Source organism: Nonomuraea sp. NPDC049269 (genome assembly GCF_043197155.1).
Classification (GTDB): domain Bacteria; phylum Actinomycetota; class Actinomycetes; order Streptosporangiales; family Streptosporangiaceae; genus Nonomuraea.
Genome location: NZ_JBICSO010000008.1, coordinates 752381 through 771819, shown reverse-complemented (window position 1 = coordinate 771819; position 19439 = coordinate 752381). Strand labels below are relative to the sequence as shown.

The following is a 19439-nucleotide window of genomic DNA, read 5'->3' as shown; positions in this document are numbered from 1 at the left end:
TACCTATCGGGGCGAGATGCGGCTCGGCGTCTACTCCCCCGAGCTGTCGGCGGGCGTGGAGCGGCTGGCCAAGGACCTCAACACGACGTTGTTCACGGTGATGCTCACCGCGTACGCGGCCGTGCTGTCGCGCTGGTCCGGAATCGACGACATCGTGGTGGGCACGCCGATCGCGGGACGGCTGCTGCCCGAGACCGAGCCGGTCATCGGCATGTTCGTCAACGCGGTGCCGCTGCGCGTGGATCTGTCGGGCGCGCCCAGCTTCCGCGAGGCCGCCGCCCGCGTGCGGGCGACGGTGGCCGAGGCGCTGGACCATCAGGAGCTGCCGTTCGAGCGGCTCGTGGAGGACCTGCAGCCGACCCGGGATCTGAGCGTGCCGCCTCTCTATCAGGTGATGTTCAACCTGGCCGTACTCACCAACGAGGGGCAGATCGCCAACGGCACCGCGAAGGTGGACATCCAGCTCGACCTCAACATGCGCGACGGGCAGCTGCACACCCGGCTGGAGTACGCCACCGACCTGTTCGATCCGGAGACGATCGAACGCTTCGAGACGAACCTGCGGACGCTGGTCGAGTCGGCCGTCGCCGACCCCGACCGGACGGTTTCCGCGCTTCCGGTGCTCGCGGGGGAAGAGCGTGAGCAGGTGTTGGCCCTCGGGGCCGGTGCGCCCCAGGATGCGCCCGGGACCCTGCACGCGTTGATCGAGGCCCAGGCCGCCGCGACTCCCGACGCTCCCGCGGTGCTCTTCGGCGATGTCACGCTCACCTACGCCGAGCTCAACGGCCGCGCCAACCGGCTCGCCCGGTGGTTGCGGCACATCGGCGTCGAACGTGGCCGACCCGTCGCGGTCTGCGCGGAACGCTCGCCCGAGCTGGTCGTCGCGCTTCTCGCCGTCCTCAAGGCGGGCGCGGCGTACGTGCCGCTGGATCCCGACTACCCGCGGGACCGGCTGGAGTTCATGCTCTCCGACTGCGGCGCACGGGTGCTGCTCACCCAGCGCCACCTGCTGCCCGGCGGGTCGATCAAGGCGGTGCTGCTGGAGGACGACTACGACCTCGACTCCGGTGATCTCGAGCCGGTGACCGGACCGGACGACGCCGCGTATCTGATCTATACCTCGGGCTCGACCGGCCGGCCGAAAGCCGTGGTCAACACGCACCGCGGCATCGTCAACCGCCTCGCCTGGATGCAGGAGACGTTCGGCCTGACGGCCGGCGACGTGGTGATGCAGAAGACCCCGACCAGCTTCGACGTGTCGGTGTGGGAGTTCTTCTGGCCGCTGCTGCAGGGGGCCTGCCTCGTCCCGGTACGGCCGGGCGGCCACCGCGACCCCAGCCACCAGCGCGACCTGATCAAGCGGCACGGGGTCACCACGATGCACTTCGTGCCGTCGATGCTCGCCCTCTTCCTGGAGGAGGCGAACATCGAGTCGTGCACGTCCCTGCGGCGCGTGGTGTGCAGCGGCGAGGAGCTGCCGCCCAGGATGGTGGCCCGCTTCTTCGACCGCCTACCCGGCGTGGAGCTGCACAACCTCTATGGCCCCACCGAGGCGGCCGTCGACGTCTCCTGGCACGCCTGCCGGCCGGGCGAGACGGTGATCCCCATCGGCCGCCCGATGCCCGGCTGCCGCCTGCACGTCCTCGACGAGCACCTGGAGCCGATGCCCGTCGGCGTACCCGGTCACCTGCACATCGGCGGCGTCCAGGTGGCCCGCGGCTACGCAGGACAGCCGGGGCTGACGGCCGAGCGCTTCGTCCCCGACCCGTACGGCCCGCCGGGCGCGCGCCTGTACGCCACCGGCGACCTGGCCAGGCTGCGCGCCGACGGGGAGCTGGAGTTCCTCGGCCGCATCGACGACCAGGTGAAGGTGCACGGCTGGCGAGTCGAGCTAGGCGAGATCGAGGCGGCGATCGCCGAGGACACCCGGGTGCGCAGGGCCGTCGTGGCCCTGCGCGATGACGCACCGGGCGGCCGCGGGCTGGTGGCCTACGTGGACTGGACGGGCGAGGCGAACCAGCTGTCGCACGAGATGCGGACCGGGCTGGCGCGCAAGTTGCCGCCGGCGCTGGTGCCGCAGGCGTTCGTGCAGGTCACCGAGTTCCCCCTGGGCCCGAGCGGGAAGCTCGACCGCGCCGCGCTGCCGCCGCCCACCGGGCCCGGCCGCAGCGATCTGGGCACCACATACGTCGCGCCGGAGACGCCGCTGGAGGAGGAGCTGTGCGCGCTCTGGGGCGAGCTGCTCGGCCGTGACCGGGTGGGCATCGAGGACGACTTCTTCGCGCTCGGCGGGCACTCCCTGCTGGCCGTCCTGCTGATCACCAGGTACCGGGAGGCGTACGGGATCGAGATGGACCTGCGGGTCTGCTTCGAGCTCACCACGGTGGCCGAGCACGCGCTGGCCGTACTGGAACTCCAGCTCGGCGACGTCGAGCTGGACGATCTCCTGGCGGAGGACGCGGACGGATGAGTGAGGTGAGAGGGCGGCTGGCCCGGCTCAGCCCGGAACAGCGTGCGGCGCTGGAGCGCAAGCTCCTGCGGCAGCCGAAGGCGCGGCCCACCGGCATTCCCGCGCGCAGCGATCCGAACGCGCCGGCGCCGCTCTCCTACGGACAGGAGCGGCTCTGGTTCCTGCAACGGCTCGACCCTGCCGATACCTCCTACAACATGTACATGGTGCAGCGGCTGCGCGGTGAGTTGTCCACCCAGGACCTCGCCAGGGCGCTGACCGCCGTGGCGGCGCGACACCCGATGTTGCGGGCCCGCTTCCCCGCCGTAGAAGGCAGTCCGGTCCAGGTCGTCGAGCCGGAGCTGAGGCTCGATCCGGTGCTGGTGGACCTCGCGGACCTGCCTGCGTCCGAACGCGAGGCGCGCGCCACGGCGATCGTGGCCGAGCTGACCAATACGCCGTTCGACCTGGCCACGGGCCCGCTGGTGCGGGTGCACCTGATCACGCTGTCGGCAACCGATCATGTGCTCTGCCTGGTCCTGCATCACCTGGTGGCCGACGGCTGGTCCCTTAAGATCATCTTTTCCGAGCTGGCCGCCTGCTACGCCGGGAACGCGGCCGGGCTGAGCGCTCCCTCGGTCGACTACCGCGACTATGCGGCCTGGCAGCGTGGCCGCGAGCCGTCGCTGGCGTCTCTGGACTACTGGCGCGCCCAGCTCGACGGCGTGGAGCCGCTCGACCTGCCTACGGATCGGCCGCGGCCGGCCGTACGCCGACCCAGTGGCGACTACTGCGCGCGCCGCATCGGCCCCGAGCTGACGGCCCGCCTGGAGCAGCTGGCCAGGGAAGAGCGCGGCACGCTCTTCATGGTCCTGCTGGCCGCCTACCAGCTCCTGCTGGCGGCGCACTGCGGCACGAACGACCTCACGGTCGGCTCGGTCATCGCCGGGCGCGATCGCCCGGAACTCCAGGACGTCGTCGGCTTCTTCCCCGAGACGCTCGTGCTGCGCGGTGATCTGTCCGGCGACCCGTCCTTCCGCACGCTGCTCGCGCGGACCAGGGCAACGGTCCTGGACGCCTTCGCGCACCAGGACATCCCCTTCGAACGCCTGCTCAACGACCTCGGCATCCGCCGCGACCTGAGCACGACGCCGCTGTTCCAGGCGATGCTCGTGATCCAGGACAAGGAGGCCTCCGCCCTTCCGCTGCCCGGCATCGAAGTGGAGATGTTCGACCCGGGGGCGACACAGGTGAAGTTCGACCTGATGCTGGACATCACCCAGTTCGACGGCTCCCTCTGGGCGATGCTGTCCTACGCCGGCGACCTGTTCGAGGAGGAGACCGCGACGCGGTTGCTGCGGCGGTGGGAGCGGGTGCTGGAGACGGTCGCGGGCGACCCGGGCGCGCCGCTGTCCGCGCTGCGCGCGGCGATGATGCTGCCCGAGGACAGGCTGCCGGTCCTCGACACCCCGCAGCCGCCCGCGCGCGACGTGCTCGACCTTTTCCAGGAGCACGTACGACTGACGCCCGGCGCGCCGGCGGTGAGCCACGGCACCCGCCGGGTCACCTACGCCGAGCTGGACGCCATGGCCACCGCGCTGGCGGGGCGCCTGTCCGAGGCCGGAGTCGGCCCGGACACGGTCGTGGGCCTGCGCGCCAAGCGCTCGGTGGAGCTGATCGCCGGGATGCTCGCCGTCGGCAAGGCAGGCGGCGCCTACCTGCCGCTCGACCCGGCCTACCCGCCGGAGCGGCTGCGGTGGATGGCGGCGGACGCGGGCGCGGCCCTGGTGCTGGACGAGGACGATCTACGCGAGTCGGGAAAATCGCTCAATGGCACAGCGCCGGGCTCGCTGGCCTACGTGATCTACACCTCGGGTTCGACCGGGCGCCCCAAGGGCGTGGAGGTGCCGCGCGAAGCACTCGCGTCGCGGGTGAGCTGGATGCGGAAGCACTACGAGCTCGGGCCGGGCGACCGCGTCCTGCAGTTCGCCTCGCCGAGCTTCGACACGCACGCCGAGGAGATCTACCCGGCGCTGGCCGCCGGCGCCGAGCTCGTCCTGTGCCCGGACGACCCGCTGCCCGACTTCCTGAAGACTCCGGAGGGTTCCGCGCTCACCGTGCTGGACCTGCCCACGTCGTACTGGCAGGAACTGGTGGCCATGGGCGTCGCCTGGCCGCCCGGTCTCCGGCTGCTCATCCTGGGCGCCGACCCGCTGCCCGGCCCCGCCCTGGCCACCTGGTACGAGTCCGGGCCCCCGGGCGTTCGCCTGATCAACAGCTATGGCCCCACCGAGACCACGATCATCGCCGCCACCGCCGAGATGGACCCCGCCGAGGCGCTGCGCCGCCCGACCGTGGGCGTCGCCCTGCCTGGCACCACGCTCCAGGTGCTGGCCCCCGACGGGCTGCCGGTTCCGCCCGGTGTCGCAGGCGAGCTCCACATCGGCGGCAGCGGCCTGGCTCGCGGTTACCGGGGCGCACCCGCCCTCACTGCCGAGCGCTTCGTCCCCGGCCCTGACGGCTCGCGCCGCTACCGCAGCGGCGATCGGGCCCGCTTCCGCCTGGACGGCAGGCTGGAGATCCTCGGCCGCCTGGACCGGCAGGTGAAGGTGCGCGGTTACCGCGTGGAGCCGGGCGAGGTGGAATCCGTGTTGCTCGCCCACCCGTCAGTACGGCAGGCCACCGTGGTGGTCCGCGACGACCGCCTGATCGCCTACGCCGTCCACGACGCCGGAGACGCGTTACGCGATCACCTCGCCGCCGAGCTCCCCCCGCACATGGTGCCCAGCGCGATCGTCTCGCTCGATCGCATCCCGCTGACCCCCGGCGGCAAGGTCGACCAGGATGCCCTGCCCGCACCGGGCCAGCCGCAGAGCGCGACGTACGAGCCGCCGGCCAGCGCGGCCGAGGAGCTCGTCTGCATGGTCTGGTCCGAGGTGCTGAGGCTGGAGCGGGTGGGCGTGCTGGACGATTTCTTCCAGCTCGGCGGCCACTCGCTGCTGGCCACCAGGACCACGGCCCGCATCGCCGCGGCCACCGAGCTGGAGGTGCCGCTCAAGCTGGCCTTCACCCACCCGACGCCACGCCTGCTGGCCGCGGCGCTGGAGCACCTGGCCGAGGAGGCCGACGAGCGTGGATGAGCGGCGTGCGCGCATGGAGGCCCGCTTCCGCAAGGCGGTGGCGGGCTTGGGCGCTGCGGAGGAGATCCCGCGACGTACCGAGGGCAGCGATCCACCGCTGTCGTTCGCGCAGGAGCGGCTGTGGTTCATGGAGCAGTTCGCCCCCGGGACGAGCGCCTACGTGCTACCCGTGTCGGCCAGGCTCCGAGGCCCGCTCGACACCGAACGGCTGCAGCAGTCGCTCGACACCGTGGTCGCCCGGCACGAGAGCCTGCGCATGACCTTCCCCGCCGGCCCCGATGGGCGGCCGGAGGTGCAGGTGGCGGATCGGGTGCATGTCCCGCTGCGCGTCGTGGACGTGACGACGGAGGCGGCGGCCAGACAGGTGCTCAGCACCGACGCCGCGCTCCCTTTCGAGCTGGCGACCGGTCCGCTGCTGCGCGCCACCCTGGTACGGCTGGCGCCCGACGACCACGCGCTGCTCGTCGCCGTCCATCACATCGTCGCCGACGGCTGGTCGGCCGACCTCATCCTCCGCGAACTCCTGGCGCCACCGGAGAGCGGACCGCGGCTGGGTTTCGGCGACTACGCGTTGTGGCAGCGTGAGCGGCTGAGCGGTGCGCGTTTGGCCGATGACCTGGCGTTCTGGCGCGGCGAGCTGGACGGGTTGCAGGTGCTTGAGCTGCCCCTGGATCGGCCACGCCCGCCTCGGCAGGGCTTCCGGGGCGGCTGGCACGACCTCGAGCTGGACGTGGCGGCGTTCCGCGAGCTGTGCCGGGCCGAGGGGGCAACGCTCTACATGGGGCTGCTCGCCGCCTTCCAGGTGCTGCTGGCCCGCTGGTCCGGCATGACCGGCTTCGCGGTGGGGTCGCCGGTGGCCGGGCGGACCAGGCCGGAGTTCGAGGAGATGGTGGGGCTGTTCGTCAACCTGCTTCCGCTGCGGGCGCGGCTGGCGGGCGATCCCGGATTCGCCGAGTTGCTTCGCCGGACGCGGGATGGGGCGCTCGAGGTCTACGACCACCAGGAGTTGCCCTTCGAGAAGCTGGTCGCCGAGCTGGACCCCGAACGCGATGTCAGCCGCTCGCCGCTGGTACAGGTGCTGTTCGCGCTGCAGAGCTATCGCGAGGGCGGCGAGGGCTTCGAGCCGGACAGCACGACCACCCGGTTCGACCTGGAGCTCTACGCCGCCGAGCGGGGTGAGCTGCTGGAGGGGCGCTTCGTCTACAACAGCGAGTTGTTCCAGCCGGAGACGATCGAGCGGCTGGCGCGGCGGTTCGCCGCACTCCTGCGTGCGGTGGTGGCGGCGCCCGACGTGCCAATGGGGCGCCTGGACATCCTGCCGGCCGAAGAGCGAGAGCAGATCTCGCGGTGGAACGCCACTGCCCAGGAGCATCCGGGCGTGACCCTGCACGAGCTGGTCTTCGAGCAGGCAGAGCGGACACCGGAAGCGACGGCGCTGGTCTTCGAGGGCGACCGGCTGACCTACCGCGAGCTGGCCGAGCGGGCCCGCGAAGTGGCGGCGAGGCTGGGTCCTCGGGTGGACCAGCCGGTCGGCGTGTGCATGGAACGGTGCCTGGACCTCCCGGTTGTGCTCCTCGGGGTGCTGGCGGCCGGTGGCGCCTACCTGCCGCTCGATCCGGGCCACCCGGCGGAGCGGACGCGCGGCATGCTGGCCGACGTGGGGGCCGACCTGGTGCTCACGGCAGCGGACGTGCATGCGGCCCCGGCACCCGTCGTGCGGGTGCACGAGGACAACCTGGCCTACGTCATCTTCACCTCCGGCTCCACCGGACGGCCCAAAGGAGTGGGCGTCTCCCACCGGGCGATCGTCAACCGGCTGCGCTGGATGCAGGACACCTTCCAGCTCACCCCCGAAGACCGCGTCCTGCACAAGACACCCACCACCTTCGACGTCTCGGTCTGGGAACTCTTCTGGCCACTCATCACCGGCGCCACCATGATCATCGCCCGGCCCGGCGGCCACCGCGACACCGCCTACCTCCGCGACCTCATCAAGACCGAGCAAGTCACCACCGCGCACTTCGTCCCCTCCATGCTCCAAGCCTTCCTAGAGGAAGAAGACATCCAGCCCCCGCCACGGATCATCTGCTCCGGCGAAGCCCTCCCACCCGGCCTCGACCTACCCGGGCTGCACAATCTCTACGGCCCCACAGAGGCGGCCGTCGACGTCTCCTGGCACCCCTGCCAGCCGGAAGAGACCGTGGTCCCCATCGGCAGACCGGTGGACAACACCACCCTCCACGTCCTCGACCGGCACCTCCGCGAAGTCCCCATCGGCACACCCGGTGAGCTCTACATCGGCGGCGTCCAACTCGCCCGCGGCTACCTCAACCGGCCCGGCCTGACCGCTGAGCGATTCCTGCCCGCGCCCGGAGGCGGGCGGCTCTACCGGACCGGTGACCTGGCCCGATGGCTGCCCTCGGGCGAGCTCGAATACCTCGGCCGCACCGACCACCAGGTCAAGATCCGCGGCATGCGCGTGGAGCTCGGCGAGATCGAAGCCGTCCTGCGCGGACAGCCCGGCGTCACGGGAGCGGCGGCCAAGCTCGTGGACGGCCGCCTGGTCGGATACATCGTCGGCGACATCCCCGATTTATCCGATTTGCTGCCAGATTTCATGATCCCGACGGCGTGGGTGCGGCTGGACCGCCTGCCCATCACCCCCAACGGCAAGCTCGACCGCGCCGCCCTCCCCGCCCCCCACCGCCCGGCCGACCTGCCGTGGGAGCCGCCATGCGGCGAAGCGGAACGCGCCGTCGCGCGGGTCTGGCAGGAGGTTCTCGACCTCGACCGGGTCGGCAGGAACGACACCTTCTTCGCCGTGGGCGGCGACTCGATCAGCAGCCTCAAGGTCGTGGCCCGGCTGCGCGCCATGGGCTACGGCGTGGAACTGCAGCACCTGTTCACCCACCAGGCGGTCGCCGAACTGGCCACCGTCCTGCGGCCGCGGCAGGCCGTACCGGAACCCACGGCGGGAGCCTTCGACCTGCTCAGCCCGGCGGACAGAGAGAGGCTCACACGATGATCATCGACGCCTACCCGCTCAGCGCCCTCCAGGCCGGGATGCTGTACCACAGCGAGCTGGACGGCGTGACCTTCCATGACCACACCACGCTCACCCTGCGCGGCACGTTCGATGAAGTGGCGCTGGTCAGGGCGCTGGGCGAGCTGTCGGCTCGGCACGAGGTCCTGCGGACCTCCTTCGACCTGACCGGGTTCAGCGAGCCCGTCCAGCTCGTGCACGACCGCGCGGAAATCCCGCTGACCGTTTCCGACGGCGAGCCGGAGTACGGGCCGTTCGACTGGACGCAGGCTCCCCTGCTTCGCGTCCATGTGCGGTCCGAAGCCGACAGGTTCGCGCTGACCGTCTACTTCCACCACGCGATCCTCGACGGGTGGAGCGTCGCGACGCTGGTCAGCGAACTGCTGGCGCGCTATGCGACACCGGGGCTGCCGGTGGAACCGCCGGGGGCGCGCTTCCGCGACCTGGTGGCGGCCGAGAAGGCCGTGCTCGCCCGGCCGGAGGCGGCGGAGTTCTGGCGGGAGGCGATCGACGAGGCGCCGGAAGGCCGGCTGCCCCGGATGCCCGGCTACCCCACCGGCGGACCGCGCAAGGTCGAGGTCCTCGCCACGGCACTCCCCGACGACCTGGCGAAAGCGCTGGCGGAGGAGGCGGCCGCCGACCGGGTGCCCTTGCGCTCGGTGCTGCTCGCGGCGCACGTGCGCGTCATGGCACTGCTGACCGGCGACCCGGACGTCCTCACAGGGATGCTCACGCACAGCCGCCCGGAGAGCGAGGCGGGCGACGAGGTGCTCGGCCTGTTCCTCAACACCGTCCCGCTGCGCGTGCGCGCCGACGCTCCCGAACTAGTCCAGCGGGTTTTCCAGGCGGAAGTGGCGGCGCTGCCGTACCGGCACTTCCCGCTCTTCGAGATCCAGCGGGCCAGCGGTCGCGCGCGCCTGCTGGACACGCACGTCGACTTCCGCGACTTCCACGTGTACGGCGACGCCGCCACGCCCATCGAGGGCCAGGACTTCTTCGAGCAGACCGACTTCGCGTTCAGCGCGGCCTTCGTCCGGACTCCCGGCCAGGGACTGACGCTGACCATCTCCTACGACACCACGCAGTTCCCCACCGACCAGATCGCGGCGATCCGGGATCACTACCTCCGCGCATTGTCAGGAAATATTGGCATCTCGCCGGAGAACGCGGCTCTGCTCGCGCTCTGGAACTCCACCGCGTGCGACCACCCGGGCGGGATGCTGCACGAGTTGGTCTTCGAGCAGGCAGAGCGGACACCGGAAGCGACGGCGCTGGTCTTCGAGGGCGACCGGCTGACCTACCGGGAACTGGCCGAACGGGCTCGCGACGTGGCGGCCGGGCTGGACGTGCGGGTGGACCAACCGGTCGGCGTCTGCATGGAACGCGGGCTGGACCTCCCGGTCGTGCTCCTCGGGGTGCTGGCGGCCGGTGGCGCCTACCTGCCCCTCGATCCGGCCGACCCCGAGGAACGGCGCCGCGGCATGCTCGCCGACGCCGGAGCCGAGATCGTCCTCACCGCCGCGGGTTCCGGGGGTTGCTTCACTCGGCCGCTGGTGCACGAGGACAACCTGGCCTACGTCATCTTCACCTCCGGCTCCACCGGACGGCCCAAAGGAGTGGGCGTCTCCCACCGGGCGATCGTCAACCGGCTGCGCTGGATGCAGGACACCTTCCAGCTCACCCCCGAAGACCGCGTCCTGCACAAGACACCCACCACCTTCGACGTCTCGGTCTGGGAACTCTTCTGGCCACTCATCACCGGCGCCACCATGATCATCGCCCGGCCCGGCGGCCACCGCGACACCGCCTACCTCCGCGACCTCATCAAGACCGAGCAAGTCACCACCGCGCACTTCGTCCCCTCCATGCTCCAAGCCTTCCTAGAGGAAGAAGACATCCAGCCCCCGCCACGGATCATCTGCTCCGGCGAAGCCCTCCCACCCGGCCTCGACCTACCCGGGCTGCACAATCTCTACGGCCCCACAGAGGCGGCCGTCGACGTCTCCTGGCACCCCTGCCAGCCGGAAGAGACCGTGGTCCCCATCGGCAGACCGGTGGACAACACCACCCTCCACGTCCTCGACCGGCACCTCCGCGAAGTCCCCATCGGCACACCCGGTGAGCTCTACATCGGCGGCGTCCAACTCGCCCGCGGCTACCTGGGCAAACCGGCGCTCACCGCCGAACGATTCCTCCCCGCACCCAACGGTCAACGCCTCTACAAGACCGGCGACCTCGCCCGCTGGCTCCCCACCGGCGAACTCGAATACCTCGGCCGCACCGACCACCAGGTCAAGATCCGCGGCATGCGCGTCGAAACCGGAGAGGTCGAGGCCGCCCTGCGCGCGCAGCCGGGAGTCCGCGACGCGGCCGTCACGGCGTACGAGCACAGCCTGGTCGGCTACATCGTGGGCGATGTACCCGACCTCCGCGACGTCCTGCCCGCCTACATGATCCCGCGCCGGTGGGTGCACCTGGACGCCCTCCCCCTCACCCGCAGCGGCAAGCTCGACCGGGCCGCGTTGCCCCCGCCGGAGACAGCGAGCGGCCGGCCGTACGTGCCGCCTCGTGATGAGGTGGAAGCGCGCCTTGCCACGCTCTACGAAGAGGTGTTGAAGGTGCCCGCGGCCGGGATCCTTGACGACTTCTTCGAACTCGGCGGCCACTCGCTGAGCGCCCTGCGGCTGGCTGCCCGCATCCGCCAGGAGCTGGGGCGGAGCCTGCCTGTCGCCACCGTCCTGACCGCGCCGACGATCAGTGCGCTGGCCAGGGTGCTCCGCCAGCCCGAAGACCTCGCGCCACCGAGCCACGTCGTGCCGCTCAACCCGGACGGTGACCGTACGCCGATCTTCTTCATTCACGCGCTCGGCGGCCAGGTCTTCCGCTACCACCCGCTGGCCCGCCGCCTCGGCCCCGACCAGCCGGTGTACGCCATCGCCGCGCGCGGGCTCGTACCCGGCGAGGAGCCGCACGCCACGCTCGCCGAGATGGCCGACGCCTACGTGGCCGACCTGCTGGAGGTACGGCCGGCGGGGCCGTACGTGCTGGGCGGATTCTGCATCGGCGGGAACATCGCTCTGGAGGTGGCCAGGCGCCTGCGCGAGCGCGGCGAGCAGGTGCCACTCGTGGTGCTCTTCTACGCCAACGCCGAAGAGCCCGTGGCCAGCGCGTCGCTGGAGGACGACACTGTCCTGCTGTTCCATGCGCTGGCCGGCGGACCCGAGGAGACCCTCGGGCTGGACCCGGCCGAACTCGCCGCCCGGCCACCGGAGGAGCGGCTGCTGGCGGTCATGGGCGCCGCCTCGGCCGCAGACCGGCTGGCCCCCGACACCACCGAGGTCGAGCAAGCGCGCCGCTACCTGGCCGTGTTCCGGGCCAACGCGCACGCGGTCGGCGGCTACCGGCACGAGCCCTACGACGGCGACGTCGCGCTCTTCGCGCCCAAGCGCGAGGACGGCAGCTGGTCCTCCGTCGCCAAGGGGCGGTTCGCTCACGTCCCGATCCCCGAGGAACGCGTCCCGATCCTGTACGAACCCCTGGTCGCGGGAGCGGCCACCGAGATCAGAAGATGGATGGATCATGGCATCCCCGACCAGTGAACAAACCAGCCTGTGGCGCAACGCCGACTTCATGCGCCTGTGGTCCGGGCAGAGCCTGTCGCAGTTCGGCTCGGCGATCACCTACTTCGCGATCCCCGTCATCGCGGTCACCGTCCTGCACGCCTCCGAGGAGGAGATGGGCGTCGTCGGCTTCCTGCTCCGGGTTCCGATGGTGCTCTTCCTGCTCTTCGGCGTGCTGGCCGACCGGGTGCGCAAGCGGCCCATCCTGATCTGGACGGACGTGGCGCGCTTCGTGCTGCTGATGTTGATCCCCGTCGCGTGGTTCGCCGACATGCTCACGCTGGCCTGGATCTACGGCGTCATCTTCGGTATCGGGCTGCTCAGCACGCTCTTCCAGACGGCCTACCGCAGCTACTTCCCGTTCCTGGTGCGGCCCGAGAACTTCCTGGAGGGCAACTCCAAGCTGCAGCTGACCGAGTCGGTCGCCCAGACGTTCGGCCCCGGCCTGGCCGCGGCGCTGCTGAAGGTGCTCGCCGCGCCCGCGCTGCTGGTCATCGACGCGATGTCGTACCTGGCCTCCGCGATAGCGGTGGCGCTGATCAAGCGGCCGGAAGCGCAGCCGGAGCCGGATGACACCACCGCCGGGCAGGTGCACAAGGCGATCTGGCAGGGCATGGGCTGGGTGTTGCGGCACGAGCTGATCCGGCCGCTGGCCATCTCGTCGGCCGTGTACTCGCTGTTCATCCTGGGCTCGATGAACTCGATCTACGCCCTGTACGTGATCCGCGACCTGGGCGTGCCCGCAGCGTGGTTCGGCAGCATCCTGGCCGGTGGCGGCGTGGGCTCGATCATCGGGGCGTTGCTGGCCGTAAAGGTGATGCGGCGCTTCGCGATCGGCAAGGTGCTGCTGTGGTCGATCGTGTACGGCAACCTCGCCCTCTTCCTCATCCCGCTGGCCACCGGGCCGGTCTGGGTCTCGGTGACCATGCTGGTCGCCGCGCAGCTGATCAGCGGTATCACCTCGCAGATCTTCTTCGTCACCAACACCACGCTGGTGCAGACGGTCACCCCGCCGCAGTTGCAGGGCCGCGTGGTGGCGTCGATCTACTCGCTGGGCCTGATCCCCGCCCCGCTGGGTGCCCTGGGCGCGGGCCTGCTGGCCGGCGCCCTGGGGACGCGTACGACGCTGTGGGTGGTCGTCACCATCGGCGCGCTCGTGCCGATGGCGGCGATGGCCTGGTCGCCGCTGGCCAAGCTCAAGGAGATGCCGGAGCCAGGCCGGCAATGAGCCGCAGCTGGCGGCTGCGCAGCCGCCGGGTGGGCGTGACCAGGCCAACGATCAGCGTGGTCGCGCCCGCCTCCTGGTAGGCCGCCATCCGCTCGCGCACCTTGCCCGCGGGGCCGCACATGGTCATCGCGTCGACGAGCGCGTCGGGCAGCATCGCCATGGCCTCGCCCTGCCGCCCGTCCAGGAAGGCTTCCTGCATGCGGGCGGCCTCCTGCTCGAAGCCGAGCGTGGTGGCCAGGCGGTTGTAGAAGTTGGTACGGCGCGAGCCCATGCCGCCGAGGTAGAGGGCGAGCATGGGCCGCATCATGTCGTAGGCCAGCTCCTGGTCCTCCTCGACGTGCGTGAGCACCATGGGCGCGATGTCGAGGTCGCCGCGGTTCAGGTGCGTGGCCATCTTGGCCAGGTGATCGGGCGGGAAGTGGATGGCCAGCCAGCCGTCGGCGAGCTCGCCGGCCAGCGCGACGGTCCTGGGTCCCATCGCGGCCAGGTAGACCGGCAGCCGTTCCTGCACCGGCGAGACGGCCAGCGTCAGCTCCTTGCCCTCGCTGCCGGGCAGGGGCAGCGTCATCGTGGCTCCGTCGTGCTGCACCGGCTCGCTCCGCAGCGCCTTGCGCACCACCTGGAGGTAGTCACGAGCGCGGGCCAGCGGCCGGTCGAAGCGCTCGCCGTGCCAGCCCTCGACCACCTGCGGGCCGGACAGGCCCACGCCCAGCCGGGCGCGGCCGCCGGAGAGCTGGTCGATGGTGGCCGCCGTCATCGCGGCGACCACGGGTTTGCGTCCCGACATCTGGAGCACGCCGGTGCCCAGCGCGATGCGCTCGGTCTGGCCCGCGATCCAGGCCAGCAGGCTCGCCGGGTCGGTCCCGTAGGTCTCGGCCGCCCACACGGACGAATAGCCCAGAGCCTCCGCTTCTCGTACCAGCGCCAGGTGGTCGGCCGGGCCGAGGCCCGCGCCGCCCCAGTAGCTCATGCTGTAACCGAGGCGCATCCCATCTCCTCAACGATCGCGGCTGCCAGGGCGTCCGGAGTCTCCTCGGCCAGCCAGTGAGTGGAGTCGAGCCCCTTCAACGCGGGCCTGTGCACACTCTGCCGCCGCCAGCCCAGCAGGCCGCCCCTGGTCAGCGAGGCGTCCCGGATGCCGTACAGGACAGAGACAGGCACCGGCAGCGGTAGCCCGGGCCGGTGGTGATATTCGGCCAGTAGCCCGAAGTCGGCGCGGAGCGCCGGTTCCAGCACCGGCCAGAGCGCCTCCCGATCGGCCAGTTCCGGCGGGACACCGCCGAGAGCGATCAGCTGCTCCCAGAACAGCCACGACGGCAGCGACGGCAGGCGGCGCAGCAGCAAGGTCACATCCGGCGCGGCGAACGAGCCCACGATCAGCCGTTCAGGCCGCCCGCCCAGCTCGACCACGCGACGGCAGACGAGGAAAGCCAGCAACGCCCCGCTGCAGTAGCCGAACAGCGTGTACGGCTCGCGCCACCCGGCAAGGTCGCGCGCCAGGTCCTCGACCAGCCCGTCGAGGTCAGTCCGTGGTTCTTCGGCGAGCCTGGCCTGACGCCCCGGCAGGTTGACCGACCACAAACCCACCTCGGGCGGGAAGTGTCCGGCGAGCTCACCGAGCGAAGCCGGACCGCCACCCGCGTGCGGGAAGGTGACCAGCGCCCGCTCCCCCTCCTTGACCTGAACGAACCACGGCGTCATCGGGCGTCCCCCAGGTGTTGGGCCAGTTCGGCCGGCGTCGGATGGTCGAACACGGCCCGTACCGAGACGGCACGCCCCGCCAGCTCCTCCAGTGGACGGATCAGCCGGACGGCCAGCACGGAGTGGCCGCCGTTGAGGAAGAAGTTGTCGTGCGGCCCCAGCCCAGGCCGCTTCAGCGCGTCGCGCCACAGCGCCACCACCTGCTGGACCAGCCCGTCGCCCACCTCCTGCGCCGGGGCGCCACCCTCGTCAGGCACCACCAGCTCGCGATAGGCGATCTTCCCGTTGGCGGTGGTGGGGAGCCTGTCGGTGACGATGTAGCGGGTGGGGACGGCGTAGTCGGGCAGCCGCGTCCTGGCGAAGCGCCACAGCTCCCCATCAGCGGCTTGGTCGGTGACCTCGAGAAAGGCGACGAGCCGTCCGTCGGTCTGCGGGTCGCCGTCGAGGATCACCGCGGCCGTCCGTACCGCCTCGTGCTCGTGCAGCGCCGCCTCGACCTCGCCGAGCTCGATGCGGTGGCCGCGTAGCTTGATCTGCCTGTCGTCGCGGCCGAGAAGCTCGAGCGTGCCGTCGTGGCGGATCCGCGCGCGGTCGCCGGTCCGGTAGAACCTGCCGTACCGGTCGTGGCGCCCGAAGCGCTCCGCCGTCAGCTCGGGCCGGTTGAGGTAGCCCGCACTCACCCCCGCACCGGCGACGCACAGCTCACCCGGCACGCCCGGCGGCAGCTCGCGGCCCGCGGCGTCGGTGACGAAGATCTGGGTATTGACCAGCGGCTCCCCTGCGGGGACCGGATCGAGCGGTGGCTCGCGCAGCTCGGCGGCGGTGGACCAGATGGTGGTCTCCGTCGGGCCGTAGACGTTGAACACCCGGCAGCCCAGCTCCAGCAGGTCCCGGGCCAAGGCGGCGGGCATCGGCTCGCCGCCGCACAACACCGTGCGTCCGGCCAGCTCCGGCCCGGCTTCCGGCGCGATCAGCCGCCACGCGGTCGGCGTAGCCTGCACGACCTGGATGTCGGCCGCGGCGATCAAGTCCAGGAACTTGCCCGGCTGCAACTGGTCCTCGTCCGAGGCCACGACCACGGTGCCTCCAGAGGCCAGCGGCAACAGCAATTCCAGCCAGGAGATGTCGAAAGAGGTGGTGGTGGACCACAGAACGCTCGTGGGCGCACCGAGCCGGTCGGTGAAGTCGAGCACCAGGTTCGTCAGGTTTCCGTGCGTGACCTGCACACCCTTGGGCCGCCCGGTGGAGCCGGAAGTGTAGATGACATAAGCGATATTTCCGCACTCGGGTGGTACGGGTTCCCCCAGCGTGCTGGGCATCGGCGCGACCGGCGTTTCACCCGCCCACTGCGGCGTGCCCGCCGCGACGACCAGCCGCGCACCCGAGTCGGCCACCTGGTAGGCGAGACGCGACTCCGGTTGCCGCACGTCCAGCGGTAGAAACGCCGCTCCCGCCTGCCACACTCCCAGCACCGCCGCCACCAGGTCCGCCGAACGATCCAGGGCCAGGGCGACGACGTCGCCGTGCCGTACCCCTCGCTCGTGCAGCAGGTCGCGGACCGCGGCCGCGCGCCCCAGCAGTTCGTCATAGCTGACCTCGCGCCCGCCCTCCCGCACGGCCACGGCCGGCCCTGGCACGATGCGCTCGACCAGCGTGCCGGGCCAGGTGCGGCGCGTGTCGTTGACCCGGTCGAGCAACTCCCGGTCCGCCGGCGAGAGCACGTCCAGCACCCTGCCGCGCGCCGCCTGCCGCACCACCGCGCACATCCTGGCCGCGAACGCCGCGATCTCGTCCTCGTCGTGCACCTCGGTGCTGTGCCCCATGCGGATGGTGAGCCGATCCGGCTCCTGGATGACATTGCACTGCATGTCCAGGCGGCTGCGGTCGATGAGGTTCTCGACGTACCCGGGCACCTCACCCTGGATGTGTACCTTCTCGTCGCTCCAGGGCCGGTAGTTGAACATGTGCCGGAACAGCGGGACCCGCCAGTCGTCCGTGCCGTGCCCGCGGCGGGTCAGCACCGCCTCCACCGAGGCGTCGGCGTGCTCGATCCCCTCCGCGAAAGCCTCCTCCACGCGCCTGGCGACCTGCTCGAAGTCGTCGTCCAGCTCGACGTGGACGCGCAGCGGCAGCGTGCTCACGGCGTAGCCGACGTGCTTGCGCTCCTCACCCGTCCTGGTGCTGACCGGCATGCCGATCACCAAGTCCGGGCCGGCACCGTGCCCGCGCAGCGTCAGCAGGAAGGCGGTGGCCAGCACGATGTTGCCGGTGGTGCGCAGACTGGCCCGCAGCTCGTCCAGGGCCGCCACCGTCTCGGCGTCGACCCGCCACGAGCAGGTGTGGCCGGCGAACGTCGGATGGGGCGGCGAGTGCCTGCTCCCCGGCAGCACCATGGCGGCGGGGTCGACGCCGTCGAGCCGGTCCAGCCAGTAGCCGATCGACTCATCTGACGGCTCCCCCGCCTCCAGCACCGGCGCGGGCCCCGCCAACTCGGGCGGCAGCGTGCCGTGCCCGGTCTGGCTGTCGTAGAAGCGGCCCAGTTCCTCCACCAGGAGCTGCAGGGAGGCACCGTCGATGATGATGTGGTGGCCGACCAGGCACACCACGGTCCCGGCGCCGTCGGGCAGGGTGAAGTGTCCCACCCTGATGAGGAGGTCGCGGCCCAGGTCGAAGGGCTCGTCCAGAAAGGACTGCAGGTCTGCGACCAGCGTCTCCTCCGTCGTGGCCCGCGTCTCGACCTTCAACTGGGCTTCCTGGGGCGCGACCAGGTGCCTGACGGGCGCCCTGCCCACCACGGGGAACCGCAGGCGCAAGGCCGGATGCCGCTTGACCAGCCGGCTCACCGCGATCTGCAGCGGCAGCCTGCGCAGCGGTGTCTCGAACCTGAGCGCCACCGCCAGGTTCGACACGCCGCTTTCCGGCGCGAGCTGCTCCAGAACCCAGAAGGAGTACGGCACCGCCGACAGCGGATGCGGCTCCTCCACGGAGGCGGGCAGCTCCGGCTGCGGCCTCGGGATGGGGATGCGTTGCAGCGGGTGATCGGGATCGAGCGCGGCCCAGTCCACCCGGCCGCCGCCCGTCCAGAACCTGGCCACGGCGGCCAGCAGCCCCGCGAGATCGTCACCCACCCGGACCTCGGCTCCGGCCGTTTCTTGCGTGAGGCCGGCGAGCGCCTCCTTCAGCGGAGGGTCACTCGCGAGGAGGGCCGGGTCCGGTGCTTCCGCGCGGATGCCCCAGGCGGCGAGGGTGGCGGCCAGCCCGTAGGCGGTGGCGAAGGCGGGTGGCACCTCGACGCCGCGCGCTTCGAAGGCCTCTTCGCACACGTCCACGGCCTCGGTGAACACGCGCTCCACGCCGTACAGACCGGCCGCCTCATCGGGGAAGGACAGGCGGACCGGCCCCTGCTCGTAGATGTGCTCGCGGCCCAGCGCGAGAGCGGCTTCTGCGGCGCTCCGGCAGACCAACGCACCTCTCACGGGGTGGTGGACGCGTCCCTGCTGCAGGGTGCCCGCCGCGTCGGCATAGCGATCCTCCGACAGTCCGGCGAAGAAACCGGCCAGGCTCCTCCGTGCTGACTCGGCCTCTTCGTGGGTGCGGCCGGACCACACCACCACGCGCGGGCGGCCGTCACCCAGAGCGTGCACTGGCGGATAGCCCTCCTCCACCTCGAGGTCGTCGGGCCAGATCACCCGGTGTACCAGGTCGCCGTCGAGCAACGCCCGGTCGAGGAGCCGCAGGACCAGGGTGCCACGCAGCGTACCCGGTGGCAGCTCGCCAGCGTCGGTCACGGCCAGCTCGCACTCCCCGGCCAGCAGCGCCGCGCAGGCCTTGCCCACTCCGCCGTACAACCGGACGACCTGCGTTCCAGGATCGTGTCCGGCCTCCTCGGCCGCCCCCACCTCCTGCGGGAAGCGCCCTATCGCGATCACAGCGATGGGCTGTTCGTGAGGGGTCACCGACCGTCCTTACGGATCCTGGCACGCACGTCGCGGCGGCTGCCGCCCAGCGGACGGCGACGGGCGCCGTCCTGCCTGGCGGGCGCCTGGGCCTGCGTGATCAGGTGCGAGAGGGCACGCAGGTTCGGGTGGGTGAACATCGCGGTGGCCGGCAAGCTCAGGCCCAGCACGCTGGTGATCTCCTCGTGCAGCTCGACCAGGGCAAGCGAATCGAGACCGGCTTCGAAGAAGTTGAGATCGGGATCGAGAGCGCGGCCTAACCTTCGCTCCACGAGAGATGCAACCGCGTCGGCCTGGGTCAT

9 protein-coding genes (1 of these 9 cut by a window edge) are annotated in these 19439 nt (G+C 71.3%); 5 read left to right on the top strand and 4 right to left on the bottom strand.

Annotated features, from left to right (window positions below):
* The 5 genes in view from ACGFNP_RS43070 to ACGFNP_RS43050 are tightly spaced (each overlapping or abutting the next) and all read left to right on the top strand, a layout consistent with a single transcriptional unit that may run on beyond the window.
* Nucleotides 1–2470 carry the 3' portion of an amino acid adenylation domain-containing protein gene (locus ACGFNP_RS43070; protein ID WP_393328676.1) on the top strand. It extends 671 nt beyond the left edge of the window, so only the last 2470 of its 3141 coding nucleotides appear in the window; its start codon lies beyond the left edge, outside the window; the stop codon is at nt 2468–2470.
* Entirely contained in the window at nt 2467–5589 is a 3123-nt protein-coding gene (locus tag ACGFNP_RS43065; protein WP_393328674.1) for an amino acid adenylation domain-containing protein, read from the top strand. Before ACGFNP_RS43070 ends, ACGFNP_RS43065 begins: the two co-directional genes overlap by 4 nt.
* Nucleotides 5582–8614 carry an amino acid adenylation domain-containing protein gene (locus ACGFNP_RS43060; protein ID WP_393328672.1) on the top strand — a complete coding sequence of 1011 codons (3033 nt, stop codon included), beginning with the start codon at nt 5582–5584 and terminating at the stop codon, nt 8612–8614. The genes ACGFNP_RS43065 and ACGFNP_RS43060 overlap by 8 nt, the downstream gene beginning before the upstream one ends.
* Nucleotides 8611–12231, top strand: a complete 3621-nt coding sequence (locus tag ACGFNP_RS43055) for an amino acid adenylation domain-containing protein (protein ID WP_393328670.1) — start codon at nt 8611–8613, stop codon at nt 12229–12231. Before ACGFNP_RS43060 ends, ACGFNP_RS43055 begins: the two co-directional genes overlap by 4 nt.
* The gene (locus ACGFNP_RS43050) at nt 12212–13480 is read left to right on the top strand and encodes an MFS transporter (protein WP_358322268.1); all 1269 of its coding nucleotides are present in this window, start codon (nt 12212–12214) and stop codon (nt 13478–13480) included. Before ACGFNP_RS43055 ends, ACGFNP_RS43050 begins: the two co-directional genes overlap by 20 nt.
* Here the strand turns inward: ACGFNP_RS43050 and ACGFNP_RS43045 are convergent.
* From ACGFNP_RS43045 to ACGFNP_RS43030, 4 genes are read right to left on the bottom strand one after another with little or no spacing between them, the layout of a single operon-like run.
* On the bottom strand, nt 13449–14468 hold the full coding sequence (locus ACGFNP_RS43045) for an LLM class F420-dependent oxidoreductase (RefSeq protein WP_358322270.1): 1020 nt from the start codon (nt 14466–14468) through the stop codon (nt 13449–13451). The two genes, ACGFNP_RS43050 and ACGFNP_RS43045, sit on opposite strands and share 32 nt — an antisense overlap.
* A complete protein-coding gene (locus ACGFNP_RS43040; RefSeq protein WP_358322273.1) occupies nt 14447–15181 on the bottom strand; it encodes a thioesterase domain-containing protein in 735 nt (244 codons plus the stop codon). Before ACGFNP_RS43040 ends, ACGFNP_RS43045 begins: the two co-directional genes overlap by 22 nt.
* Nucleotides 15178–19137, bottom strand: a complete 3960-nt coding sequence (locus ACGFNP_RS43035) for an amino acid adenylation domain-containing protein (RefSeq protein WP_393328667.1) — start codon at nt 19135–19137, stop codon at nt 15178–15180. The genes ACGFNP_RS43040 and ACGFNP_RS43035 overlap by 4 nt, the downstream gene beginning before the upstream one ends.
* Nucleotides 19134–19439 (bottom strand): acyl carrier protein, encoded by a 306-nt coding sequence (locus ACGFNP_RS43030; RefSeq protein ID WP_358322279.1) that lies wholly within the window; start codon nt 19437–19439, stop codon nt 19134–19136. The genes ACGFNP_RS43035 and ACGFNP_RS43030 overlap by 4 nt, the downstream gene beginning before the upstream one ends.